Source organism: Dictyobacter vulcani (genome assembly GCF_008974265.1).
Lineage (GTDB): Bacteria > Chloroflexota > Ktedonobacteria > Ktedonobacterales > Ktedonobacteraceae > Dictyobacter > Dictyobacter vulcani.
In genome coordinates this window covers 502,029-526,838 of sequence record NZ_BKZW01000004.1, presented here as the reverse complement: position 1 = coordinate 526,838, position 24,810 = coordinate 502,029, and the positions used below count along the sequence as shown (strand labels likewise).

The 24,810-nt window shown below is 55.1% G+C and carries 23 protein-coding genes and 5 pseudogenes; 16 read left to right on the top strand and 12 right to left on the bottom strand.

From position 1 onward, the window contains the following. The first annotated feature begins 10 nt into the window (after positions 1–10). Positions 11–471, top strand: a pseudogene (locus KDW_RS29730) (VOC family protein). A gap of 60 nt (positions 472–531) precedes the next feature. Here the strand turns inward: KDW_RS29730 and KDW_RS29725 are convergent. Then, complete coding sequence (locus tag KDW_RS29725) at positions 532–978, bottom strand: DoxX family protein (protein WP_151759508.1); 447 nt, start codon at positions 976–978, stop codon at positions 532–534. Between the two features lie 222 nt (positions 979–1,200). Here KDW_RS29725 and KDW_RS29720 point away from each other — a divergent pair. From KDW_RS29720 to KDW_RS29710, 3 genes and pseudogenes are all read left to right on the top strand, one after another. Beyond that, positions 1,201–1,744: pseudogene (locus tag KDW_RS29720) on the top strand (IS607 family transposase). A gap of 304 nt (positions 1,745–2,048) precedes the next feature. Next, a pseudogene (locus tag KDW_RS36495) lies at positions 2,049–2,399 on the top strand (transposase family protein); the annotation flags it as partial. A gap of 41 nt (positions 2,400–2,440) precedes the next feature. Further along, entirely contained in the window at positions 2,441–2,767 is a 327-nt protein-coding gene (locus tag KDW_RS29710) for a tetratricopeptide repeat protein (protein WP_151759507.1), read from the top strand. Positions 2,768–3,326: 559 nt separating this feature from the next. On the opposite strand, the gene KDW_RS29705 is transcribed toward KDW_RS29710, so the two are convergent. From KDW_RS29705 to KDW_RS29695, 3 genes are all read right to left on the bottom strand, one after another. Beyond that, positions 3,327–4,586: an MFS transporter gene (locus KDW_RS29705; RefSeq protein ID WP_151759506.1), complete on the bottom strand. Its 1,260-nt coding sequence runs from the start codon at positions 4,584–4,586 to the stop codon at positions 3,327–3,329. A gap of 139 nt (positions 4,587–4,725) precedes the next feature. Beyond that, positions 4,726–5,322 carry a hypothetical protein gene (locus KDW_RS29700; protein ID WP_151759505.1) on the bottom strand — a complete coding sequence of 199 codons (597 nt, stop codon included), beginning with the start codon at positions 5,320–5,322 and terminating at the stop codon, positions 4,726–4,728. A 209-nt stretch (positions 5,323–5,531) separates the two neighbouring features. Then, entirely contained in the window at positions 5,532–5,972 is a 441-nt protein-coding gene (locus tag KDW_RS29695; protein ID WP_151759504.1) for a GNAT family N-acetyltransferase, read from the bottom strand. A 324-nt stretch (positions 5,973–6,296) separates the two neighbouring features. Between KDW_RS29695 and KDW_RS29690 the strand changes: the two genes are divergently transcribed. The 6 genes from KDW_RS29690 to KDW_RS29665 all read left to right on the top strand — a co-directional run bounded on the left by KDW_RS29690 (position 6,297) and on the right by KDW_RS29665 (position 12,032). Further along, complete coding sequence (locus KDW_RS29690; RefSeq protein WP_151759503.1) at positions 6,297–8,294, top strand: hypothetical protein; 1,998 nt, start codon at positions 6,297–6,299, stop codon at positions 8,292–8,294. A gap of 298 nt (positions 8,295–8,592) precedes the next feature. Next, positions 8,593–8,862: a hypothetical protein gene (locus KDW_RS29685; RefSeq protein WP_151759502.1), complete on the top strand. Its 270-nt coding sequence runs from the start codon at positions 8,593–8,595 to the stop codon at positions 8,860–8,862. A gap of 501 nt (positions 8,863–9,363) precedes the next feature. Beyond that, the gene (locus tag KDW_RS29680; protein WP_151759501.1) at positions 9,364–10,008 is read left to right on the top strand and encodes an NAD(P)-dependent oxidoreductase; all 645 of its coding nucleotides are present in this window, start codon (positions 9,364–9,366) and stop codon (positions 10,006–10,008) included. A 122-nt stretch (positions 10,009–10,130) separates the two neighbouring features. Then, the gene (locus KDW_RS29675) at positions 10,131–10,631 is read left to right on the top strand and encodes a MarR family winged helix-turn-helix transcriptional regulator (protein WP_162005741.1); all 501 of its coding nucleotides are present in this window, start codon (positions 10,131–10,133) and stop codon (positions 10,629–10,631) included. Between the two features lie 58 nt (positions 10,632–10,689). Then, the gene (locus KDW_RS29670; RefSeq protein ID WP_162005740.1) at positions 10,690–11,106 is read left to right on the top strand and encodes a glycosyltransferase; all 417 of its coding nucleotides are present in this window, start codon (positions 10,690–10,692) and stop codon (positions 11,104–11,106) included. Next, positions 11,079–12,032 carry a macrolide family glycosyltransferase gene (locus KDW_RS29665; protein WP_151759498.1) on the top strand — a complete coding sequence of 318 codons (954 nt, stop codon included), beginning with the start codon at positions 11,079–11,081 and terminating at the stop codon, positions 12,030–12,032. The genes KDW_RS29670 and KDW_RS29665 overlap by 28 nt, the downstream gene beginning before the upstream one ends. 78 nt (positions 12,033–12,110) lie before the next feature. On the opposite strand, the pseudogene KDW_RS36310 reads toward KDW_RS29665, so the two are convergent. Next, positions 12,111–12,562 (bottom strand): annotated as a pseudogene (locus KDW_RS36310) (carboxymuconolactone decarboxylase family protein). Between the two features lie 197 nt (positions 12,563–12,759). Here KDW_RS36310 and KDW_RS34595 point away from each other — a divergent pair. The 3 genes from KDW_RS34595 to KDW_RS35510 are packed head-to-tail and all read left to right on the top strand — an operon-like array spanning position 12,760 to position 14,359. After that, positions 12,760–13,482 carry a GntR family transcriptional regulator gene (locus KDW_RS34595; RefSeq protein ID WP_233098002.1) on the top strand — a complete coding sequence of 241 codons (723 nt, stop codon included), beginning with the start codon at positions 12,760–12,762 and terminating at the stop codon, positions 13,480–13,482. Further along, entirely contained in the window at positions 13,422–14,228 is an 807-nt protein-coding gene (locus KDW_RS34590; RefSeq protein ID WP_233098027.1) for an aminotransferase-like domain-containing protein, read from the top strand. Before KDW_RS34595 ends, KDW_RS34590 begins: the two co-directional genes overlap by 61 nt. A 2-nt stretch (positions 14,229–14,230) precedes the next feature. Further along, positions 14,231–14,359 carry a hypothetical protein gene (locus tag KDW_RS35510; RefSeq protein WP_269822547.1) on the top strand — a complete coding sequence of 43 codons (129 nt, stop codon included), beginning with the start codon at positions 14,231–14,233 and terminating at the stop codon, positions 14,357–14,359. Between the two features lie 9 nt (positions 14,360–14,368). On the opposite strand, the gene KDW_RS29650 is transcribed toward KDW_RS35510, so the two are convergent. The 6 genes from KDW_RS29650 to KDW_RS29620 all read right to left on the bottom strand — a co-directional run bounded on the left by KDW_RS29650 (position 14,369) and on the right by KDW_RS29620 (position 19,699). Beyond that, positions 14,369–14,746: a mannosyltransferase YkcB-related protein gene (locus KDW_RS29650; protein WP_443092592.1), complete on the bottom strand. Its 378-nt coding sequence runs from the start codon at positions 14,744–14,746 to the stop codon at positions 14,369–14,371. 34 nt (positions 14,747–14,780) lie between these two features. Next, complete coding sequence (locus KDW_RS29645) at positions 14,781–15,569, bottom strand: hypothetical protein (protein ID WP_151759496.1); 789 nt, start codon at positions 15,567–15,569, stop codon at positions 14,781–14,783. After that, complete coding sequence (locus KDW_RS29640; RefSeq protein WP_151759495.1) at positions 15,515–16,522, bottom strand: glycosyltransferase family 39 protein; 1,008 nt, start codon at positions 16,520–16,522, stop codon at positions 15,515–15,517. Before KDW_RS29640 ends, KDW_RS29645 begins: the two co-directional genes overlap by 55 nt. 607 nt (positions 16,523–17,129) lie before the next feature. After that, positions 17,130–17,495, bottom strand: a complete 366-nt coding sequence (locus KDW_RS29635) for a P-loop NTPase family protein (RefSeq protein WP_151759494.1) — start codon at positions 17,493–17,495, stop codon at positions 17,130–17,132. A 19-nt stretch (positions 17,496–17,514) separates the two neighbouring features. Further along, positions 17,515–17,928 (bottom strand): hypothetical protein, encoded by a 414-nt coding sequence (locus KDW_RS29630; RefSeq protein WP_151759493.1) that lies wholly within the window; start codon positions 17,926–17,928, stop codon positions 17,515–17,517. Between the two features lie 865 nt (positions 17,929–18,793). Then, on the bottom strand, positions 18,794–19,699 hold the full coding sequence (locus KDW_RS29620) for a LysR family transcriptional regulator (RefSeq protein WP_151759491.1): 906 nt from the start codon (positions 19,697–19,699) through the stop codon (positions 18,794–18,796). 187 nt (positions 19,700–19,886) lie between these two features. On the opposite strand from KDW_RS29620, the gene KDW_RS29615 reads away from it, so the two are divergent. The 3 genes and pseudogenes from KDW_RS29615 (at position 19,887) to KDW_RS29605 (ending at position 22,810) form a co-directional block, all read left to right on the top strand. Beyond that, the gene (locus KDW_RS29615; RefSeq protein ID WP_151759490.1) at positions 19,887–21,260 is read left to right on the top strand and encodes an MmgE/PrpD family protein; all 1,374 of its coding nucleotides are present in this window, start codon (positions 19,887–19,889) and stop codon (positions 21,258–21,260) included. A gap of 22 nt (positions 21,261–21,282) precedes the next feature. Continuing rightward, a pseudogene (locus KDW_RS29610) lies at positions 21,283–22,103 on the top strand (phosphosulfolactate synthase). 323 nt (positions 22,104–22,426) lie between these two features. Then, positions 22,427–22,810: a nuclear transport factor 2 family protein gene (locus tag KDW_RS29605; protein ID WP_151759489.1), complete on the top strand. Its 384-nt coding sequence runs from the start codon at positions 22,427–22,429 to the stop codon at positions 22,808–22,810. Between the two features lie 110 nt (positions 22,811–22,920). On the opposite strand, the gene KDW_RS29600 is transcribed toward KDW_RS29605, so the two are convergent. After that, the gene (locus KDW_RS29600) at positions 22,921–23,715 is read right to left on the bottom strand and encodes an isocitrate lyase/PEP mutase family protein (RefSeq protein ID WP_162005739.1); all 795 of its coding nucleotides are present in this window, start codon (positions 23,713–23,715) and stop codon (positions 22,921–22,923) included. Positions 23,716–24,810: the final 1,095 nt, after the last annotated feature.

The window sequence follows — 24,810 nt, the reverse complement described above, 5'->3', positions numbered from 1 at the left end:
GAGGCAGACTATGCAGAAAATTGTAACCAGCTTATGGTTCGATGGCAACGCGGAAGAGGCAGTGAATTTTTATACCTCCATCTTCAAAAACTCGAAAATCACGGAAGTGTCCCGCTATAGCGAGGCCGGCCAGGCAAGCCTGGGTCGGTGCTGACAGTCATGTTCCAGCTCAATGGCATGGAATTCATGGCCATCAATGGCGGTCCAGAGTTTAAGTTCACGCCCGCCATTTCGCTGATGGTCAACTGCGAGACCCAGCAAGAGGTTGATAGTCTGTGGGAACAGCTCACCGCAGGCGGCCGCGAAGATCAATGCGGCTGGCTGGTCGACAAATATGGATTGTCATGGCAGATCGTGCCTACCGTGTTAGGCAAACTGATGCAGGATAAGGATCCCGAGAAAGCCAAACGCGTCACGCAGGCTATGTTCAAAATGAAAAAGCTCGACATCAAAACCCTACAGGAAGCCTAGCTGATCACAAAAAAAGAACCCCTCTCGCTGAATAATCATTAGCGGGAGGGGTTCTTTTATCTATGCCACACGGCGAGTTGTTTTGAAGTAGGAGCGCCGACCATAGGCCACGAAAGCCGCCAGCAGGCCCAGCACCAGTGGGAACAGTGAACCGACACCGTATCCCCACACCAGATCACAGACAGTCGCACCAACCATCAGAATCGTCAGACAAACGGCTGCCAGTGGCGTCAGGAAACGGAAGATGCGAAAAATCCCCGGCAGAATCAGACCTAGCGCACCCAGCACCTCAGCCGTCCCGATCAAGCGTATGATCAAACCTGGCAGCGGCATCTGCGCAGTCAATACCTCAATGGGCGAGATCAACTTCATACCACCGAAAAACAAAAAGCTTAGAGCAAGCAGCACCTGAATCACCCACAACACATAGGTCATAGCCGATCTCTTCCGAGGCATCTCCTCAGCACGACCGTCACCAACCTGCTGATCGCTTACAATATTACTCATGTTGCCTCTCCTCAATTATAATGATTACTAGTAATGTAATTATTCAAGTAAAAACAGTATAACATAGCTAAACACAAAAAACTTCTTCAATCTTGCTCTCTTAGATAAAGAGTTCTAGCCTCTGGCAGGAACGATCCTGACCACATAAGATGGTATCATAAACATTTCCTGAAACTGTAGCGAACTATTTACCACTCTTGCGTTCTCTACTATCATTCGTCCATGAAGTTACGTGATTATGCCAAAGCAAAAGGTGTCCGTTATGAAACGGCTTGGAGGTGGTTTCATGATGGACACATTAAAGGTCGTAGATTCGGTCGGACCATTATCGTTGAGGATGAAGAAATTCAAGAGCAGAAGATGCTGCAAAAAGTGGCGGTCTACACTCGTGTGTCTTCTGCTGAGAATACATCCAATCTCAACAGTCAGGCAGAGCGCTTAGTTGCCTATTGTGCAGCGAAAGGCTATCAGGTGGCGAAGGTGGTGAAAGAAGTCGGGTCAGGCGTCAATGAGAGCCGTCCAATGTTCCTTGGTCTGCTTTCTGATCAATCGATCACGCTCATCGTGGTGGAGCATAAGGATAGAGGGACGAGGTTCGGGTTTCGCTCCATTGAAACCTTACTCAAAGGGCAAGGGCGTGAACCAGGCTGACGATGGAACAGAAGATGTCCTGGCCGAGCTTGTTTCGATCATGTATAGTTTCTGTGCCAGACTGTACGGGCCAAGACGAGCCAAACGCACAACCGAGCAGATTGTCGCAGAATGAGAGAAGGGAGAGGATGATGCAACTGGTCGAGAAGCACATGATCAAGCAAACTGATCCACGCTTTGCGGCTCTTGATCGTGCGGCATTTGATCGTGCGGCATTTGCCTCCAAGAATCTCTACAATGCTGCACTCTATGAGATCCGACAGCACTTCATCTTCACTGGTACGTACGTGAACTATCATGCCATAGATAAGATCATGCAGAAGCACGAGGCGTATCGTGCCCTTCCCACCAAAGTGTCTCAGCAAGTACTCAGGCTTCTGGACAAGAACTGGACGTCCTTCTTTGCGGCTCTGAAGGCCTACAAAGCGACATTGGTCGGGATCTCTGTCATGGTGCAAGAGGAAAGCTACACGAGCAAAGCCAGTTTCCTTGATCTGGATACGATACCCGTCTACGGGAAAATGGGTGAGCAGAAACCTGTCTTCAGTGGAAGACGGATATCACGTGGTTTGTACAAGGCAAAGAGTGGCAGAGCATTCAATACCGATGTGAACGGCAGCTATAACATTTTGCGCAAAGCACTCCCAGATGCTTTCAGCAATGGGATAGAGGATGTGAATAAGGCACTGGTAGCGCTACCAGCGTCTTTAGTAGTGCATCCTGTGAGGATAGTCATTCCCTCTCAACCCAAAATGTCTAGAAAACGCTAGAGTTTTGGAACTATGCTAGAGGAAGGAGGAAACAATGGAACATGATCGGAGATCAAACGCTTGATGAGCTCTGCAGCATCTTGCGCCAGGCTTACAGCCAGAATATTGAGCTCATGAGAACGCTGGACGAGCAGTTCTTTCGCGCAGACGAATATGTCTATGAGCGAACGAAATCCGTGATCGAGCACTGCCAGGAGCACATAGAAGAACTGCTTCTGAACCTGGCTGTTCTCTATCAAGCGCAGGGCAAAGACGCCGAGGCAGAGCCACTGGTCAAGCGAGCCCTGGCAATCAGCGAGCGCAACCTGGGTCCAGAGCATCCCCATACCCAGACCATACGCCACACCTATCAAGCGCTGCGCTCATAGCAAAGCAACGAACGTAGCAGCAGCGGTCGCAGCCGTGAAGGCCAATACATTTCGTTTAGCACACCCTGGTTGAGAGGTTGGCACACAACGGCACCGCTCCCACCGTAGCGGCAGCCTTGACGGCTAATACGTTTCACGTAAGAGATAACCTCAACCCCATAGCGTGGCGTTGTGTACGTGGAGAGGGCGCCACACGCGGAGGCCGCACTGCTGTGTTTGCGCAGGCCAGCGTGTGAGCATGACTCGCAGTGCTGTGGCGCCTACATGGAGACGGATCATATCTCGTGTGCTTGCTCACACAACAACATGATGGGAGAGCGCGTGGATCTTACCCGTACCGGTGCGCAGAGGTTCACGAAACACGATCCGTTTCCATGTAGGCGCCACAGGCATGCGCTGCTCGTTGAGCCCCTCCCTCCACGATCACGCCGCATGCCGGCCTCGCGTGTGGCGCCCTCTTCACGGACGATCCGCTGCTTTTCTACCCACCGTCTTTCGCCGCCACAAAACTCGTTCAACGAAAAGTATTAGCCGTGAAGGCTGCCGCTACGCTCTCTATCTATGGTATCAGGCCTGGCGCAGGGGGTGAGGAGGGCCAGGAGGGCGGTGAGGAGCAGGCTGGCGGCGATGGTGGCGAGGACTCCTCGGGGTCCGAGGGGATGAGGAGGAGTCCGCCGAGGGCGGTGCCGAGCGGTTCGCTGCCATAGGTGAGGAAGCGGAAGGCGCTGTTGACACGGCCTTGCAGGTGGTCGGGCGTCAGGGTGAGGCGATACTCGACGACGATGACGCCGTAGAGCGGCCAGGCCAGGCTGGTGAGGGTGCTGCCGATAATGACGAGGAGCGGGGAAGAGGCTATAGCCAGCAGGAACACGGCCAGGCTCCAGAGTACGACCGAACCGATCAAGGCGGGTCCACGGCGTACACGGGTCTGGAGCCATGGCGCACAGAGGCCACCGACAAGCCCACCAACACCACTGATGCCAAGCATAATTCCAAGCATGCGCACATCCAGGTGCAGGTCGTTGCGGGCCAGGATGATCACAGCAAGCGTGAGTGGAGCCTGCAAGAAGTTCACGGTCATGGTCAGCATGGCCATGGTGCGCAGCAAGGGCTGACGCCACAGGAAGCGCAGTCCTTCCAGGATCTCTTTGTGCAGGGCACGTTTCTCTCCCCTGGGACGCTCGGCCTGGAAGGAGGTGCGGATACAGAGCAGCGAGAGCAATGAGACCAGATAGGATAGGCTGTCGGCCAGGTAGGCATAGCAAGCACCCAGAACCACCACTGGTAGCGTCAGGGCAATAATAAAGCCGCCCAGTCCGGGACCAAGCAGTGTGCCAAGGGACTCGGTAACGGTGTCCAGCACGTAGGCCTGCGCGAGACGCGAGGGGCCAACCACACGGGGGAGCGCGGAAATCTGGGCCAGGCTGGCAAAGACATAGCCGGTTCCCTCTACAAAAGCCACGCTATACAGGTGCAGCAGCGTCAGATGTCCCAGGGTAAAGACCAGCGGGACCGAGCCCAGGGCCAGCCAGCGCGTGAGCTCGCAACAGATCATAACCGTCTTGCGGTTCCAGCGATCGATCAAGGCACCTGCAGGCAGGCTCAACAAAAGATAAGGGAGGAGCCGCATCGCCGCCAGAAAGCCAGCCTGGGCCGGCGAATGCGTCAGTGTCAGCGCCAGCAGCGGCAGTGCCAGCGTCGACACGTTGGTTCCCAGTATCGAGATCGTCTGCCCGTTCCAGAGCAACAGGAAATCGCGATTGCGCCATAGCGGCCGCTCAGCGGGGGGTATGGATGACGAGGGTTGTATCGAGTTCATACATACTCACAAAAGAAGCGTCCTCTCGCATAGAAATGAAAGGACGCTTGCGCTACAGATACGTAGAGACAAAGCGACTAGAGGCCCTGCCAGGCAAATGACGTGTCCGGTTTGACGTTAGGCGAATTATAGGCCAGCGTCACCAGGGTATGAGCTTGCAATTTGATCGTGCGGAAATCGCCACTGAAAGGCTTCCCATCCACATACGCCTTCCAACCCGTGGCTGATCCAGTTGTGGTAGATAATTCAGGCTAGAGAAGCGCTGCTTCCAGAGCTGCATAAAATCACCCAGCAAGAAAGATCGCTGCGCCGGCGCCTCAATATGGATAACGCCACTGGTATCATGGGTATGCAACCAATAAATACAGGAATTATCGCCAGCGATACCAATGGTTTGAGGCAGTGCCACGGCCTTTCCATTGACATACATCGATAAATGCGCGTGGACATGATACGTCCCTTGCTCCTTGGGGTCACAGGTAATCCCATTCACCGCCGAATACGCCGTCTGAGCTGGCGTAGGCGTAGAGGTCGATTGTGTCTTGGTAGCAGGAGTCGCAGCAGACATCGAACGCCAGATAAAGATACCAATCACCGCAACCACCAGCACAATACTACCGATGATGATAGCAACATTCTTGCGCTGACGCTGCTGAGCACGCAAGCGCTCAGCCTCGCGACGCTGCTGCTTATCACGTCGATTCTGCTTCACACTCTGAGGATTTGTCTGACTCATATATAAAACCATCTTTCATCGACAAACTATAATGCTATTATATCTCAGATTATAGTTGTAAGAGATCAAAAAAGTTTCCTCTCGCCAGAAAGATTGTAAATTTTTTGTCAAATCTCACTCAGAGATATGTTTATGCCACATAATAACTGATAAATGCTGATAAAAAGTGTTGTAGGATAAAGTAAATGAAGACTCAATTCGGTTACGCTCTAGCGTGGCAGGTCCACCTGATACTTGATAAAGCCACGGTTCTCGGCCACCTTATCATAGAGTTTGCGGGCGGTGCTATTGGATTCGTGGGTATGCCAGTACACGCGGGCACAGCCCTGCGTCTGTGCCCAGGTAGTCACTGCGGCAATCAAGGCGCGCCCCACGCCTTTGCCACGTACATCCGGGGCAGTAAAGAGATCCTGGAGATAGCAAACATCCGGCCCTGATGTGCTGGGATGCACGAAGAAGTGGGTAATCCCAACAAGCCTCCCATCCAGTTTTGCCCCAAAGGCATGCAGGGACGTGGCCGCCTGAAATTCGCGCCACGCCCGCTCATACATCTCGGGCGGCGCAACCCGCTGGTAGAAGTCGATGTAGGCCCGGAACAAAGCTTCCCAGACCTCTCTGTCAGACGACTCAAGTTTGCTGATACTGATCATATGGCTCTCCCTCCTGATTAGACGGATGTATACTACCATAGCAATGAACTTGCCAAAAGAGCCATTTCCGAATATAGCAAGGAGTCCATTGTAGCGGCAGCCCTGGTAGCCAATACGTTTCACGTAAGCACATCCTGGTCGTTCCGTTGGGGTTCAGTGAGCACCTCTCCCAACGGAACGGCAGGTCTTGGGCCCAATACGCCCACGGGATGCGCAACGAGATTTGTAACTGATCCGCAGAGACTGGCGAAACGCTAAAAAAAAGTGTCTCCTATAAGAGAAGAAACCTCAAAATTTTTCTCAGAAGGAGGACACCTTTCTAGTATGACGCATTCGACCACCACCGTCCAGACGACTCCAGAGTCGCAACCTTCCACTCCCAATTGGATGGGAGAAGCGGCAGCTTTTGCTCAGAGCCTCACCCAGACGGGTATTCTCACGGCTATCACCCAACGAGTCCGCTTCGCGCGCGCCCGGATGGGGACCTACGATCTCATCGATTTTGTCGTGGTCCTCGTCGGCTACGCGCTTTCCGGTGAACCGACCTTGCAAGCCTTTTACGAGCGCCTTGTGCCGTTTGCCGACGAGTTCATGGCCTTCTTTGGCCGCCAGCGTTTGCCCTCGCGCTCCGCGCTCTCTCGCTTTTTGGCGGCGCTGGATCAGGCCAGCGTCGAAAACATGCGTACCCTCTTCCAGCAAGACGTGCAGGCCCGCACGTCGTTTCCTGATCCCGGCGGGATCATCGATCGGTGTGGGCAGAGCTGGCTGGTCGCGGATGTGGATGGCACCCGAAAGGTCGCTCGCCAACGCGCCTTGCCCCAGGCCGAGTCGCTGCCTGCTGCGCGCCGTCGCTTTGACCAGGTGTGCGCCAAAGGGTATCAGGGCCGCAAGCGCGGGGAAGTCGTACGCACCAGGACCGTGGTGCTCCAAGCTCATACCCATCAGTTTCTGGGAACCTTTGGAGGGTCGGGCAACGGCGATTACCGGGGCGAACTGCTGCGAGCGATCCAGGTTCTGCTCGACTATGGAAAGCAGGTTGGTGTACCTGCCCAGCAGATCGTCATCCGCCTCGACGGCCTGTATGGCAATGCTGCTCCTCTCTGCGATGTCCTCACCTCGGGCCTGGCAGTGGTGGCCCGCCACAAGGATTACCACCTGCTGGATGTGGCGGAAATGCAGGCCGTGTTGGCTGCCGCTCCCGCTGCCACCTGTACGCACCCCGAAAGCCAGATGACCCGGACCCTGTTTGATTGTCCAGCCGTCCCGCTTTCCCCTACGGGGCCTCTGGTACGCGTGATCGTGGCGACCCATCCAGCCACCTCAGACCCTCCCTCCGTTGGGGAGCAGCGAGCGGAGACTGTCTACGAGCTCTTTGTTTCAACGCTGCCTTGCCCTGCCTTCAGCGCCAAAGATGTCCTGGATGTGTATCTGCATCGCGGTTCTTTTGAAACCGTGCTGGCGGATGAAGATGGTGAACAGGACGCTGACCGTTGGGTCTCTCACACGGCCTGGGGACAGGAATGCTTCCAGATCCTGGTTCAGTGGCTCTGGAACCTGCGGATGGAACTCGGCCTGCATCTGACTCCCGCAACAGTGCGCACGACCGAATTTGCTCCGGCTCACGCAGTTTTGCCAGTCGCTCTCAGTGAGCCAGCCGTTCCCAGTGGGTCAGCCGCTCCGGTAATCTATGGTCCTGCGCAGTGGGCCAAACGCTCGTTTACCGGCGGTTTTCCTGGCTCAGTGTTTACGCTGCAACCCGACGGTACCTTGCGCTGTCCCGCTGATCATCCGCTGTACGCGCAAGAGCGTCGACCCGAACATGATGGCTCTCTGCGTGTCTTGTATGCGGGCCGCATTGGCTTCTGTCGGGCTTGCCCCTTGCGCGAGCAGTGTCAAGAACATCCTTCCACCAAAAAACCACGCCGCGTCAGTGCCGTCTTCTGGCCTCTGCCTCCTGATCCGCTCTCTGCTCCTGCGGTGCCATCCTTGCCGCATGTTCCCGCCGTGTCTCCGTCGGCTCCCTTGCTCTGGCGCGATTGGCCTCGTCGCTCTGTGCGCCGTCACTGGACCCAGCTCCTACGGCGAGAAACAGCCACCTTTTCCTGGGAAGCTTGCCCTCAGTCCTCACAGCCAGCACATCCTCTGAAGCCAGACGAGACGCTGCTGACTCGCGAGCAGCGTGCTCATTATCGGCTCTCCTGGTCCCAGCGCCTCGCTCGCAATGCCCGTTCCGCTGATGCTCCCAGGCTCTCTGTTCTTTTACATGGCCTGCCCGTCCGCTTCTTCGAAACGTTTGGCCCTCCTGCTCAAGCCGTCGCGTAAGCCTTTTTTCCTGTCTTTGGCAACCCTTCCGATGCGCTGCTGGCTGGGCATCACCTCTTCATCGAAGTCTATCGATGCAAGGCTTTTGCTTCCTTTCCTTTTCCTGTTGAGGTTTTCAATTGATTCCATTGCCTGAGTTTACCTCGTTGCGCATCCCGTGGGATACGTTTCGTTTAAGCGCTTTTGTGGTTACAAAAGCTGTTGTGAAAAAAAGCAGCGGATCGTCCGTGGAGAGGGCGCCACACGCGGAGGCCGGCATGCGGCGTGATCATGGAGCGAGGGGCTCAACGAGCAGCGCATGCCTGTGGCGCCTCCACCGCGACGGATCGTGTGTCGTGATCCTTTCCGCACCGGTACGGGGAGGATCCACGCGCTCACCCACCACGTTGCTGCGCGAGCAGGCCACGGTACGGCACACACGATCCCTGTAGGCGCCACAGCCCTGCGCGTCGTTCGAGCACGCTGGCCTGCGCAAACGCAGCAGGGCGGCCTCCGCGTGTGGCGCCCTCTCCACGTACACCTTGCTTGCTGGTCACGTCGAACCATCTCTCAACATATCGCTAAGTGAAAAGTATCAGGTCTTGGGCCTGCTAGCACCTCTCCCAACGGAACGGCAGGTCTTGGGCCTGCTAGCAGTTCACGTACGAGTAAGCACCATCCAAAGGCGGGATGAGCTCGCCTCACCACGACTACGTGTGTGAGGAACCTCTCAGACGTGATCAGGTCGCAGGCTCAAGCCCTACCTTGCAATCGTGTGAGCGGCGTTCACGATTGTCTTTCAAGGGGCCCTGCCGCTACGCTGAGAAACCTGCTCACGGTTCTTCGGCGTCTCAATCGCTGACGCTACTAAGTGAAACGTATTAGCCACCAGGGCTGCCGCGACGCGACTGTTCGGCTTGCTGGGGCGTATTATAACTGAAGATGTTCCATTGCAAGGTGGAAGATTTTGGTGACATGATGGAAGTTGAAAAAGCGCCAGGACCGGGCCCGGGCGAGCCAGTCTGGTGTCCTGGATGCAGGAGTTTTTGTTAGTGGTGCGGCTAATATCTGGATAAAACAGGAGTGTAATATGAAGGCGAAAATTGCGTTGTTTGGGGCCACGGGTATGATCGGTCAACGTGTACTCAATGAGGCGCTGAGGCGCGGTCATCCGGTAACAGCGATCGTGCGCGATCCTGCCAGCATGGATCTATCCAATCCCAATCTGATGGTGGTAGCCGGCGATGTCATGGATGTTGAGAGTATCGCGCAAAAAGTAGTGGGTCATGATGTAGTCGTGAGCACGCTGGGTCCTGGCCTGGATGCCGATCCTGAGAAACTGGTCACAATTACGCGTTCATTATTGGAAGGCGTACGCCACTCGGGGATCAAGCGTGTGATCGCGGTCGGCGGTGCCGGCAGCCTTGAGGTAGCCCCTGGCGTCCAGTTAGCCGACACCCCCCAATTTCCCCCCGCATGGAAAGGGATCGCCAGCGCTCATCGCGACGCCCTGGATGTCTATAAGCAAGAACAAAAACTGGACTGGGTCAATGTCAGTCCTGCCGCTCTGATTGAGCCAGGTACGCGCACCGGCCAATATCGTACTGGCACCGATCAGTTACTCACCAATGCACATGGCGAAAGTAAGATCTCCGCCGAAGACTTCGCCGTGGCGATCATCGACGAGGTCGAACAGCCCCATTTCAGCCGCCAGCGCTTCTGCGTCGCTTATTAGTCGAGCTGAGACCTCAAGGGGCGAATCTACCTTGCTTGTTTGCTTATGGTGGAATATAATTTGGTGAACAAATTATTGGATTTACAAATAAACCCATGAGCTTACAGATGAAGGACGGCAAGATGGATAGCAATTCAGGCACGGCGGCGGATACGGTGCGCATGCTGTGTACGACGGTGATGAAGACGGCTCGACAGGAGTTGATGCAGCGTTTGGAGGATGCTGAGATCGGGCTTTCTCCGCATCAGTTTCTGGTGCTGCGCCGCATCAGTGATCGGGCGATGGCTCTGAATGAGGTGAGTAGAGATCTGGGGCTGGATCCTTCGACGCTGGCTCCAACGGTCGAGCTCCTGGTGCGTAGAGGATTGGTGCAGCGGGAACGCGATCCTCTGGACCGTCGCCGCACGCCCCTATCGCTCACACCAGAGGGTAGCGAAACACTGGAGCGGCTCATGCGCACCAGCGGCGAGAGTCCTTTGAATAAGAGCTTGAGCGCAATGGGGCCTGAGAAGAGTCAGCAGCTCGTGGCCCTGTTACAGGAATTTGTGACCTCACTGGGCCATGATGCCCGCGATGAAGCGATGGGCCATTGTGGTCCTTCTGCACTTGAAAAGCAATCGTAAGCATTATGTTGCTTGCATATTTGCTGAAAAGTTCATCTATAAAGGATGTTTTAAGAAAATGACACGTTACGCGTTTTTGAATGTAGGCGCCTATGGCCACGTGAATCCAACCCTGGCCCTGGCCGAGGAACTGGTAGCACGCGGCGCACAGGTTGATTATTATCTGACCGAAGAATTTCGGGACTCGATTGAAGCAACCGGGGCCACGTTTCATGCCTATCAGACGCCGAATTTTGGACCTCCCATCGCGATGCCCAATCAGCAACGCGATGGCATGCAACAGGCACTGATCCACATGCTACGCATCAACACGGCGTCCCTGCCCGAGATCATCGAGCTATTACAGGCCGAGCCGCCCGACTGCTTGATCTATGATTTTATGAGCCTGCCCGGCCTGCTGGCCGCCCGCATCCTGCGTGTACCGCCGTCAAACTGCGACCCAGCTATATGCCCCATCGTAACCTGGCCGCACTGATGGCCCAGGGTCCCTTTGGTCGGGGCATACCCCCTACTGGCGCACCTGCCACGCAACCCATCAACGCCCAGGGTACACAACCCACCGACACGCCTGCCACGAAGCCTGGCGCACCATCAGGACACCCCCCCATGGCCATGGGACCTTTTTCAGGGGTCCAGGGTCCGGAAATAGTCGCGTTTGAGCAGGAATTGGAACAACTCTGTAACCGCTATGGAATCGCGCCGATTCGTCCACAGGATATGTGGATGCATAATGAAACGTTGAATATCAGCTTTATCCCACGCACATTCCAGCCAGGCGGCGACACCTTCGACGAGCGCTTTATGTTTGTCGGACCATCAATCTTTGCGCGCCAGGATGCACCGGCCTTCGAGATCGAGAACAGTGAGGAGAAACCGGTCCTGTATATCTCGCTGGGCACGGTAATGAATAATCGACCAGATTTCTTCAAGCTTTGCTTCGAGGCCTTTGGCGATGGACCCTGGCATGTCGTGATGGCCCACGGACAACGCATCGACATGCAGCAACTGGGACCAATACCGGCCAACTTCCAGGTCGCGCCCTATCTTCCCCAGCTTGAAGTGCTCGCCAAAACTCGCGTCTTTATTACCCATGGCGGCATGAATAGTACGATGGAGGCCCTCTATTATGGGGTGCCGCTGATCGTCGTGCCACAGCAGCCAGAGCAGGGCATGACTGCGCAACGCGTCTCCGACCTGGGATTAGGCGTGGCCCTCAATCCCAACGAACTGAGCACCGAAGTCCTGCGCGCAGCCGTTGAGCGCGTCGGTGATGACGAAACTATCCGCCAGAACGTCGAAGCCATGCAGGAAACGGTCCGCGACTCCGGCGGAGCCTACGACGCCGCCGATGCCATCACCACCATGATGGAAACACAAGCCAGCCAGGCAGAAACCGTCTAAAGGACAAAAAAATACAGGCCCTTCTGATCAGCATATGATCAGAAGGGCCTGTATTGGTTACAGACGCGACGAGAAGAGTCAGGAAGGTGTATATTCGCCGGGAACGCTGCGGAAGCTGATGCAGAGGCGGTTCCAGATATTGATGGTGCCAATGGCCAGGGTGAGATTGGTGATCTCTTGCTCGTTGAAATGCTGGCGCACCTGCTCATAGACCTCCTCGGGCACCCGATCAACCGAGATCAAGGTCACCTTCTCGGTCCAGAGTAAGGCGGCCCGCTCACGCTCCGTGAAAAAGGGGTCTCCTGCCAGACTGGAAGCGCGTAGAGTCGCTGCTCGGTCTCGCCCGCCGCGCGTGCATCCAGGGTATGCATATCGACACAGTAGGCACAGCCGTTGATCTGTGAGGCCCGCAACTTGACCAGTTCTTTTAAAGCCGGCTCCAGACCGCAATCAGCCAGATACGCCTCAAGTGCATTCATCGCCTTCATAGCTCCAGGAGCAGCCTTACCGTAATTCATTCTAGCTTTCATAGCGTTTATATCCTTTGCTTCTATAATCTCTCTAAGAGACACGTTTCTTTCACTTGTGGATGTAGAATACCATAACAATGGACTTGTAAAAAGAGCCATTTTCCGCTATAGTAAGAATGCCATTTAAGAAATACGAGTACCGGCAGGTCTTGGGCCCAATACGTTTCGTTTAGCGAGACGTTGAGAGCTGGTTCGACGTGACCAGCAAGCAAGGTGTACGTGGAGAGGGCGCCACAAAAGCACTTCACCGAAACGTATTGGCCCTGGTGGCTGCGATTGATAAAAAAAAAGGGGGAAAGGTGGCGAAACGAGCGTTACCGATTAAGAAGCCGGATATTATTCTGGATCAGAAGGCGGCGGCGCCACTTTATCGGCAGCTGTATGAGCGGCTGCGGGCGCAGATTCTGGTGGGCCAATTGGAGACGGGGGCGCGTCTGCCTTCGACGCGCGTGCTGGCCAGTGAGCTGGGGGTGTCGCGCAATACGACGGCTCTGGCCTATGAGATGTTGCTGCTGGATGGCTATATTGAGAGCCGCGTGGGGGATGGGACACGCGTGTCACGGCTAGAGCCAGAACTGTTACAGCAAGCCAGCAAGGTGAGCAGGAAACGTCCGCAGCAGCCAGCGGCAGAGCCACAGATAGCACGGCGTGGTCAATTGCTGATCACAGCCTCACATGAATCGGATTCCTATACGACACTGGACCCAACTCATGCCAATCCGTTTCTGTCCGGCATGCCCGATGTCAAGCATTTTCCCTATGAGCTCTGGGCGCGGCTGCTGGCCAGGCATGCACGGCAATCGCTACAAAGCGTCTCGCTCTACCAGAATGCGCAGGGCTATGCTCCGCTACGCGAGCCATCGCCACGCACATCGGCATCACACGCGGCGTCCAGTGTACACCCGAACAAATCATCCTGACCGCCGGCTCGCAAGGCGCCCTCGACCTGGTCGTACGCGTCCTGCTGGATCCTGGTGAGCAGGCCTGGGTTGAGGATCCTGGCTACTTCGGCGCCCGTGGCGCGCTAATGGCCGCCGAAGGTAGCTTAATACCGGTACCAGTCGACGAGCAAGGTATTAATGTCGAGGCCGGTCGGCAGTTGGGTCCCAACGCTCGCATGGCCATCGTCACACCCTCACACCAGTTTCCGACCGCCGTCACCATGAGTCTGGGACGCCGCCTGGAATTACTGGAATGGAGCCGCGAAGCACAATCCTGGATCGTCGAGGATGATTATGATAGTGAGTATCGCTTCAGTGGTCGCCCCCTGCAAGCATTACAGGGACTGGATCGCAACGGGCGCGTCATCTACATTGGCACCTTCAGCAAGGTCCTGTTTCCGTCCCTGCGTCTGGGCTACCTGATCATTCCACCCGCGCTCCTGCCAGCCTTTATGGCCGCGCGCCGCCTGATCGATGTACATACGCCGTTACTCGAACAGCTCGCCCTGACCGACTTTATTACCGAGGGCCATTTCGCCCGCCATCTGCGCAAGATGCGCCTGCTCTATTTAGAGCGCCGCAACACCCTGGTCGCAGCGCTCTCCAGGAGCTTGGCGACCTGCTGGAGATCACCATACCTGAAGCCGGTATGCACCTGGTCGCCTGGTTGCCCCCTGGTATCAGCGGCCAGCATGCCTTTGAGCAAGCCGCCGCGCAAGGACTGAATGTGCAAGTGGTCACGCAGCATAATCAGCACACCCAGCAGCGCGATGGCCTCGTGCTGGGCTTTGCCACTACCACGCCACAAGAGCTACAGGCCGGCGTAAAAATGCTGGCCCGCGCTCTGCGTGGCTAAGGACTTTCCTCAGGAATTGGTGGTGGCGCAATCATACAACTGCGTCCCACCCTGAGTGGCGGTGTTAGATGAACTGGAAGACGGCTGCCAGTCACTGGTTGGCACGACATGACAATTGTTCGTGACCCAGGTAGCCGCCTCGTTCTGGCGACCAAAGCCGCCCACAGGATTCGGGCGAGTTTCCTCGGTGCCGGTTCCGGTTCCAGTGCGGGTGGTCGGTGCACTCAGCCAGAAGTAGCGCACGGTCCCGTTATTGATCATGCTCTGCAATTCAGCCGGCGTTAAGATCGGGTCGCTACCACCAAAGCCGCCCAATGCCATCACCGGCTTGTTCGTGGTCATAATAATCGAGTCGGCGGTACTGGAACTGGCAGTGCCACCAGAAATTCCGCCTTGCCCTGATGAGCATTCAGATAAGAGATCAACGCCGGATTAGCGTTGCCTCCCTGTCCAAAGCCCGCAAACCCCTGGCCAGGTACATTTTGTCCTGTGCGTGGCGTGCGGCCTGCACCCTGACCCGGAAAGCCACCATTTGCTCCCCGACCAGGAAAACCACCATATCCCCCTGACCACGGAAACCACCATATCCCCCTTGACCAGGGAAAGCAGCAGCATCAGCAACCTGCGCGGGCGGACCAGCCGTAGGCGCAGATGATTCAACATTGTGGATCACCGCATAGCCCGACCAGATAGTGGGAGCAACCAGCAGCACCGCCAGACCCAGTCCGGCCGCGCTGGCCGCTAACTGGGAAACCGACAGCGACCATTTGAGGGTTGGACGTAAGCGGAAGAAGATCAAAGCGGCCACCGCCACGATCGTCAGGATACCGATGATAGGGCTCAACCACTGCGACCAGCTCGGATAACTGAGCAACATATAGATCTGGGCCACAGCCGTCAGGGCCAGCGCCAGAGGCAGCAACCAGCCACTCCAGGACCGACCACGATAGGCCTGCCACATCACCACCAGTCCGATACCCACCAGCGCACCCAGGCCCGGCGACATCTCGGTCATATAATACTGGTGGAAGGCACCATCGACCGTGAAGAAGATCGCCATGGTCAGCAACCACATACCCCACAGCACCATCCCGATCTGGCGCTTATTTTCCTGGAAACGGAAACGCTGTACAGCGAGCAGGGCAATAATCGCGATCAGCGCAAAAGGTAACAACCAGCCGATCTGCCCACCCAGGTTAACCCCAAACAACCGAACGGACCAGCATCATTATTCTGTCCTCCTCCTGGAGCACCTGCGAATTGACCAGCACCGTTGCCACCCTGGAATTCACGGTTCGTCGCAGGAGGTGTAGGGGTGCCAGCAGCACTGGCAGCAGCACGACGATAGCTCACCGCGGACTGCGAACCTGTACTGGTTCGCGGCGGCGTCGTAGGAGTTGTTGTATTTGGACGCGCACGACCACCGCCAAAACCATTCCCGCCAATATGCAAACGGTTAAGACCATTATAACCAAAGGCCAGACTCAACTCCGAGTTATCCTGGGTCGAGCCAACATAGGGGCGCATAGAAGCGGGCGTCAGGTCCACGGCCAGCGCCCAGGAGAGCGAGAGGGCGAACATCACGACCAGGGCCAGCAGCAAATGCCAGACACGGGTCCAGACCTTGCGTGGCGCACAGAGCAGATAGGTCAGTCCGAGGGCCGGCACCACCAGATAGGCCTCGGCCATCTTGACGTTAAAACCGAGACCGACAAAGACCGCGCTGAGCAACAGCCAGCGCAACTTGCCACTTTCGGCCGCATGGATCACCGCCCACGCCGCCAGCAGCAGTACCAGGGCCAGCGTACCATCAATCGTATTATTGCGGTTAGTGACCACACTGATCGGCGTCACCGCCAGGACCAGAGCCGCCACCAGACCGGCCACCGCCCCGAAATGACGCGTCACCAGACGATAGAGCAGCCAGACCGCCAGCACGCCACACAGCGCCTGCGGAAAAAAGATACTGAACGGCGTAAAACCAAAGATCTTCGTGCTCAGCGTCTGTAGCCAGAAACCAAGTGGTGGCTTATCCACCGTCACAAAACCACCGGGATCAAACGAAACAAAGAAAAAATTATGCCAGCTATCAGCCATACTCCGCACACCGGCCGCATAATAGGCATTCCCATACCCATTTTGACCCAGCTGAAAAAAGTCCATAAATACAGCCAGCACGAGCACCGCCCTAAAGCGATGCGGCGCCAGAGCGTAGGCAGCTCGAAATTTCGATCAGCCACACGCGGGCCACGGATAGATGCCGGTGCGGCATCAACAAGATCAGCCATCTACTCTATCTCTCCTTCACAGGAAGTATTATCCACATCCAAAAAATTAGCACGTTGCCAACATCACCCCAACTACATAAGCATATGCGATTTTCGCTATGCACAGTATAAAGGAGAGTTCTCAATAAATGCGCAGGCAATTGTAAATAAACTATGAAGTTATCTGCAAAAGCTGATCTTTTTTTGCGCAAAAGCGCGCCGCATACCGGCGGCACTTCTAATCCCCTCGTAAGAGAATAACACACGCGACGCCAGAAGAGTTGCAAGGTTATGGTGCAGTATGACGCAGATCATATCCCATACGTATGGTAGCTAGCGTACGGACAAGCTTTGCGGCACATCACGTAGAAATTGGCGAAATTCTTTGGGTGAGTGGATGTGGATAATGTGCGTGTCTGTTTTATCAAGGCTGTCCAGGTGCTTGATAAGCTCAGGCCGATAGTTTTTGTGGACAGAGTAAATCGTCTTCAGCATCGGCCAGGTCATCGGGAGCAAGGGACAGCCTTCGGACCACCAAGACGTGGACGGAATATGGACTGGATCTGCCGTTTCATGGCCCACCATAGATGCGTCTGCAAAGGGAAATCCACAAAAATGATAGTGTCGGCCAACTCGAAACGCTTCTGCATAGCATCCCATGGCCCCCAGCCATCAATAATCCAGCGCTCTTGACGCAGGATCGCATCATGCTTCTCACGCACCTCATCCAATGGAGTGCTTACCCAACCTGGCTTGAATTGAATCTGATCGATTTCATAGATCGGCAACTGCAACACAGCATGTAAACGCCAGCAGAGCGTGGTCTTGCCACCACCACCATTACCAATAACAGCAATACGCTGTATCAATATTGTTCTCCCGAGATGACTATTCATAAAGCGACTTTGGTGAATAAAAGGCAGCATACACATTACGCTTAACAAGTAAATAGCCCATAATTAATACAGGCATAATGATAACGTTTTGCAGTGATGTGGTCAGTGCAGAAGCAGGCGCCGACGCAAGCTGAATAATGCAATAAAGGAACATTGCACCTTGCAGGACGAGGGTAGCGCCATATGCCCAGGACTTTAATTTCCAGACGCCCCAGGCAATCGGCAAATGCGCCAGCCCAAGTACATCTGCAACGACATTAAATTGCACGGGTGCGCCATGGGACCAGGCAAGAACCAAAGCAACAAGTATGAAACAGATCGTCAAGCCCCAGAATCCCATCCATACAGTACAAAGGATTACGCCTAATGGACGTTTACGCTGCATTAATTGATTGGTGCTCTGCATAATATTAAACCTCTTTTCATCCCAAAACTCTTACAATACCAGAAACTTGATAAGTATGTACGAATCAATTCAATCACATTATATATGAATATTTATTATAACATATACTTCTATTGAATTATCTATAAAACCATAAAAAAACATTAAACGTAATCCACATCCAGACATCAGATAAAGCAGAACGAACAGAAAATTTTCTCTGACGTAGCGGCAGCGCTGGTCGCCAATCCGTTTCGGTTAAGGATGGAATGGCTATGATTGGTAGCATGATAATGAAGCAAAACCAGCTCAAATAATCAAGAGAGATACAAGCGGTAGGTTCGACCCTTGAGGTCGATTTCCTGACCCCCACGATAACGCATCGTATAACATGCCACGGCGTGCTCATGGTCAAACGGTGATCTCATAAAGGGTACAAATCGACCTCAAGGGTCGAACCTACATCTGCGATTTTACCGATTTTTTGACGCAATGGAACCTTTTATCGCGCGCATACGTTCGCTCATAACATCCAAGGATCAAACCAATCCAGGGCTTAAACGAAAAGTATTGGCCTTCACGGCTGCGACCTGTCGGCGTACCGACAAGCAACCACCACGCAACGGCATGCGCCCATGGAAAGACCATCGTGAACGCCGCTCAATCGCGGCTAGCTTCGCTCACACGATGGCAAGGTAGGGCTTGCCGCTGCCCCGTTGCACGCACGGACAAGCCACGTCATCACCCACGTGTCCGGGGCCATTCCCATGATGTGCGGCGTGGGCCCATCGGACGTCGAGAAGGGGCAGCGGCAAGCGCATGCCGTTGCGAACAGGGAGTTCTTCATACGCGGAACAGATCGCAGCCGTGAAGGCTGCCGCTACGTTTACGTTATATCGTCCTCCGACCGGGGCTTAAGCGAAACGTATTGGATGAATTCACGGGCCACGCGTGAGATGGGTCCGATGCGGCGATAGATGAGGGCGAAGATGAATTCTTCGCTGAGGTCAGCGATCGGTAGCAGGACGAGGTCGTGTTCCAGATGCGATGGGCGGATCAAGGCGGGCAGGGTCAGAGTAACGCCGATGCCCTGGCGCACCATCTCTTTCAGGCCTTCCACCGACTCTATCTCTACCAGCGGCTGCATGGCCAGGCCGCGCTGCATAAAAATACGCTTGGTGATCTGGCCCATGCGCGATGTCTGGTCCAGGAGCAGGAAGGGCTCGGCGATGGCCTGGGCCAGGGTGACAGACGGCTGGCTGGCCAGTGGATGCTGCGCCGCAACCAGCAGGTGCAGCGGCTGGCGGAAGAGTTCTTTGATGATCAGGAGCTCGGATTGCAACCGGGGATCCAGGATCAGACCAAGCTCGACCTCTCCCTGCTCGACACTGGTTACCAGTTCATCGGTATGGTTGACGCGCACCTTGAGGCGTACATGGGGATATTGCTGGTGGAAGGAAGCGAAGAGCTCCGGCAGAAAGGATGTGGCCAGCGATTCAATACAGCCCACCTGGATCGTCCCACGGTGTCCGGACTGCAACTCACTCAGCAACTGCTGACCCTCCTGCAACTGCTCCAGGGCATTACGCACATGCAGCGCGAACTCCTCGCCCGCAGGCGTCAGGGTAACACGTTTCTTGTGGCGTGCGAACAGCTCAACCCCTAACTCATCCTCCAGGGCCGCGATCTGGCGACTCAGGGCCGATTGCGCCACCAACGCTAGCTCGGCCGCCTTGCGGAAATTCTGCGTCTGTGCCGCCGCCAGAAAATAGGTCAACTGATGAAACTCCATTGCTATTCTTTCCTCCCAGAATTGATCTCACTGTGAGATCAACATTATATCAAACAAGTGTTGGACGCATCAACTTGCATGCGTTATAGTGTGTATGTGATCACACTAGCGCTGGCGCATATAAAAGAATCTATGGTAGTTAAGGATACTTTTCAGTACTCTAAGGTAGAGTAGAAAAGAGGGCAAGATGACCCAGGTTGAACAATTAGCAGCGTTTGTTGTGCGTATGAAGTATGAGGATCTCTCACAGGATGCGCGTCAACAACTAAAGATACGCATTATTGATGCGCTGGGCTGCGCCATCGGGGCGTTGGAAGGTCAACCGATCAAGCAGTTGCGTGCCCAACTGGACGATTTTGGTGGCAATCCCCTGACCACCCTGATTGGTGGCGGCAAGACCTCTCCTGATCGTGCGGCACTCTATAACTCGGCCCTGGTGCGCTATCTGGACTATAACGACAGCTATATCGCCAAAAAGGAAACCTGCCATCCCAGCGATAATCTGGGCGCGGTACTGGCGGCCAGTGAGTATGCGCAGCGCGATGGCAAGGATTTTATGACAGCGCTGGCTATGGCCTATCAGGTGCAGTGTCGGCTCTCCGATGTCGCACCCGTACGGGCCAAAGGCTTCGACCATACCACCCAGGGTGCCTATGCCGTCGCGGCCGGCGTGGCCAGAGCGCTAGGACTGGACCAGCAGGGAGTCGCCAACGCGATAGCAATCAGCGGCACAGCCAACAATGCCCTGCGCGTCACCCGCACCGGCAATCTCTCCAACTGGAAAGGACTGGCCTATCCCAATACCGCCTTTGCCGCCACCCACGCCGCCTTCCTGGCCATGCGCGGCATCACGGGTCCGATGGAGGTCTTTGAGGGCAATAAGGGTCTGATGGATGCCATCACCGGCCCCTTCACCCTGGACTGGTCGCAGGAGAATCTGGAGGCCGTGTGCTCTACCAGCGTCAAGAAGTATAACGCCGAATTCCATTCACAGTCCGTGCTTGAAGGCATACTGGAACTACGCACGGCCCACAAGATACAGCCAGAGCAGATCGAGCACATCCAGATCGACGTTTTTGATGTGGCCTACCACATCATCGGCGGCGGCGAAGAGGGCGACAAGCGGCAGATCCACACCAAGGAAGAAGCCGACCATAGCCTCCCCTACATGGCAGCCGTGGGCCTGCTGGACGGCGAGGTTTCGCCACAGCAATATGTTCCCGAGCGCATCGGACAACAGGATGTCCAGAATCTGCTGCGTAAAGTCAGCATCCAACCCGACGAGCACATGAGCCAGCGCTTCCCCGATGAGATGCCCTGCCATATCCAGATTACGCTCAAGAACGGCCAGGTACTCAGCAAAGAAAAACAGGACTTCGAGGGCTTCCACCGCCGTCCGATGTCCTGGGAACAGGCCGTCGCCAAGTTTGAACGGCTCACCACAGCGTATACCGATGCCGCACAACGTGCAGCAATCATCGAGACCGTGGCAAACCTCGAAACCAAAACCGTCGCGCAACTAACCGCAGTACTACAACCGTCATTTGCACAGGTAATTTAGACTATACGAAAGAGAGAATATTATGAGCAACCGAGCATTTCCATTTGTCCGCATGAACGAGCGTGAAGGCAAACCCCGCACACGCGGCATTACTGAGATCCGTGGACCATACTACACGCCGATGGGCAAGCGTTACCTGGAGGATGTACTGGAGACAATGGGTGAATATGTGGATTCGCTGAAGTTCGCCGGCGGAGCCTTTACACTGATGCCGGAGAAACAACTAAAAGAATTGATTGAGCTGGCCCACAGTTATAATGTACAGGTCTCGACCGGTGGCTTCATCGAACATATGCTCACCCAGGGACCCGAGGCCGTCAATCAATACATCCAGGAATGTCGCAACGTCGGCTTCGATATCCTGGAGATATCCAGCGGCTTCATCACCATCCCGGTCGACGACTGGCTGCGCCTGATCGAGAAAGTCCAGAGCGTCGGACTCAAAGCCAAACCGGAAGTAGGCATCCAGTTCGGCGCGGGAGGCGCTACCGCCATCGAGGAACTGGAATCCGAGGGCACCCGCGACGTGGATTGGGCTATCGGCCAGGCCAGAAGATTCCTGGATGCCGGCGCCTACATGATCATGATTGAGTCAGAGGGCATCACCGAAAACGTCAAAACATGGCGCACCGATGCCGCCGCAAAGATCATCGGCGCCCTCGGACTGGAAAAAGTCATGTTCGAGGCCGCCGACCCGAGGTCTTTGCCTGGTACATCAAGAACTATGGTCCTGAAGTCAATGTCTTTGTGGACCATAGCCAGATCGTCCAGCTTGAATGCCTGCGCGCCGGCATCTGGGGCAACAAAAGCCTCTGGGGCCGTGTGCTGACCTACAAGGGCTAATGTGTATGTATGCTCTGGCTCTCCCGAGGAGGGTCAGAGCATACATACACGAACAGGTACCCAATTTCTATGCGCGCATCGTGCCAGTACAGGGACGAAACAGCGGGCGCAGGAGGCGATCTGCCTGGCGAGTGCTGATGCGATGGCCCATATTGCACAGCTGGCCTCTTGCCCTCATCCGCTATGCTCGTTAGGAGTCGTTGCATGGATGAAATCCTCAACAATAGCGTCATTCAGCTCGCGGATCGAAGGGACACCAGTCGCGTGGCGCAACGAGCACCGCGATGCTGCGACGCCAGGTACGAGCCAAAGGGAGATAAACAATGGAAAACCAGGAAATTCGGACAGCCCTGGATCGGCACTGGGCAGCCTCCGCGGCTGGTGACATTGAAGCGGAACACGAGATCTATCACGACGACGTCCTGGTCGAGTATCCTCAGTCGGGCGAGCGAATCCGCGGTCGCCACAACATTCAGGCCCTTCGCGGCCACCACCCGGCGAAGCTGGGCTTCACCATCCGGCGCATCCTTGGGAGCGGCGATCTATGGATCACCGAGTACGTGCTCAGCTATAACGAGCAACCAACTCAAACAGTCAGCATTATGGAGTTTCGCGATGGCAAGGTTGCCCACGAGACACAGTATTTTGCCGATCCGTTCGAGCCACCTGCCTGGCGAGCTCAGTGGGTCGAGCACCAGAAGAAATAGTTCAGTAAAATTGCAGAGGTTTGACGTGCGCGGAGGCGTGCAGGGAGGTGCTAGCCAGGGGGCAACTGGCTACGCTCGTAGGGGGACGGGCGCAGCCTCCAGGGCTGCCGTTACGACAGGGTGGTGTATGTGCCGTGTTCGTAGAGTTCGGTGACGATGGTACGCATGTGTTCCAGGACGGCGCGCTGGATGTTTCCGGCGAGGCTGACGCGGGCCACGCCGAGTTGTTCGAGTTCCGGTATGGTGGGAGAGGGCGGGCCGCCAAGGATGTTGATGGGTCCGTTGATGGCTTTGACCAGGTTGGCGATAACGTCACGATCGAGGCGGCCAATGGGATAGATGCAGTCCGCGCCGGCCTGGAGATAGGCGTTGGCGCGCTTGACTGCGTGCTCGAAGCGTTCCTCGGACTCGCCGATTCCCAGTAGAAACACATCCGTGCGGGCATTGATTACCAATGGGATATCCAGCGTGGTCGCCAGTTGTCGCAACGCCTGGATCAACTCGACCTGGGTGGTAATATACACCAGCTTATCCTCATCACCAGGATGAGAGTCCTCGATATTGATGCCGACCTCGCCAGCCGCGATGACCTGACGCACCGTTTCGAGTATTTCTGCAGGCGTAGAGCCATAGCCGGCCTCGATATCGGCCGTTACTGGCAGGTCGACCACACGTGTAATGCGGGCAATGGCCTCGATCAGCATCGTGCGACTGATCTGCTGACCATCCTGATAGCCGAGCGCGGCCGCGACCGCCGTGCTGGCTGTAGCGATCACCGGAAAGCCTGCCTGCTCCACAATGCGCGCGCTGGCCGCATCCCATACATTCGGTAACACCAACAACGCCGGATCATGATGCAACTGGCGCAAACGCCGCGCCCGCTCTTGCTGTATCCCAGAATCCATAGATATCGTCTCCTCACAGTATTTCATTGGACGTGATCACAGGGAAAAATCGGAGGCATGCTCCGAACCTACAAAATCTGAGGCATGCTCCGAACCTACAAAATCTGAGGCATGCTCCGAACCTACAAAATCTGAGGCATGCTCCGAACCTACTATAGAGGGATAATGGCATGAGGGAAAGATCCAATTATGGTAGAAATAACAATACCATTATAGTAGCGGCAGCCTTGAAGACTAATACTTTTCACGTAAGCCTTTTTCTGGACGAGATTGACGAAAGCATCTGAGCCGATCAGAGGCCCAATGACTTCAAAGGATCAAGAAAAGCGAACAGGTAGGTTCGACCCTTTGGGTCGATTCGTGCCTGCATGATATCCTTGCTTGACCATGAGCAAGCCTCTTCACGCCTTGCTTCACCGCTTTTTCACTTGCGTGATCCTGCGGAGGTGAGGGTAGCGTGGAGGCAACCGAATCGACCCAAAGGGTCGAACCTACACGTTTTTCCTCTCTTGATCCTTTGAGAAGGTGTTCCTTCACCGTTATGCTATCATTTCAGCCATTCAATCCTTAAGTGAAAAGTATTAGCCTTGAAGACTGCCGCTACACTTTTTCACTCTTTCTTCGAGCATGGAAATCCCCTGCGTGTCTCCATCTGTCACCATGATTTGAACCATGTCTTATGTTCTTATGTTCTTAAGCTTGATACATTGTGGTGAGGCAAAAAATTGCATATACTTGCTTAGATAGTAGTGCCTGTAATTTTCAGCATCTGCCAGTTATACGAATAGTGCAGGATGTAAAGGCGTACTGCTAAACGGAGGTGTGTTTGTCGCAGAATTAAAGGGAACCAATCGACGCAGGGGTCGAACCTACATCTACAATTTTATTGATCATTTGATGCAATGAAACCTCTTATCGGCGCAGACATTTTCTCATCGCCTCCAAGGATCAAATCGTCCCTGGGCTTAACCGAAAAATATTGGCGGCTAGCGCTGCCGCCACGGGGAAAGGAAATGAAATGAACAGTCACGAAATAAATTCTCTACTGCTTTTTTGCGGTGGATTAATGGGATACTATTTAATCGCCATGTATTC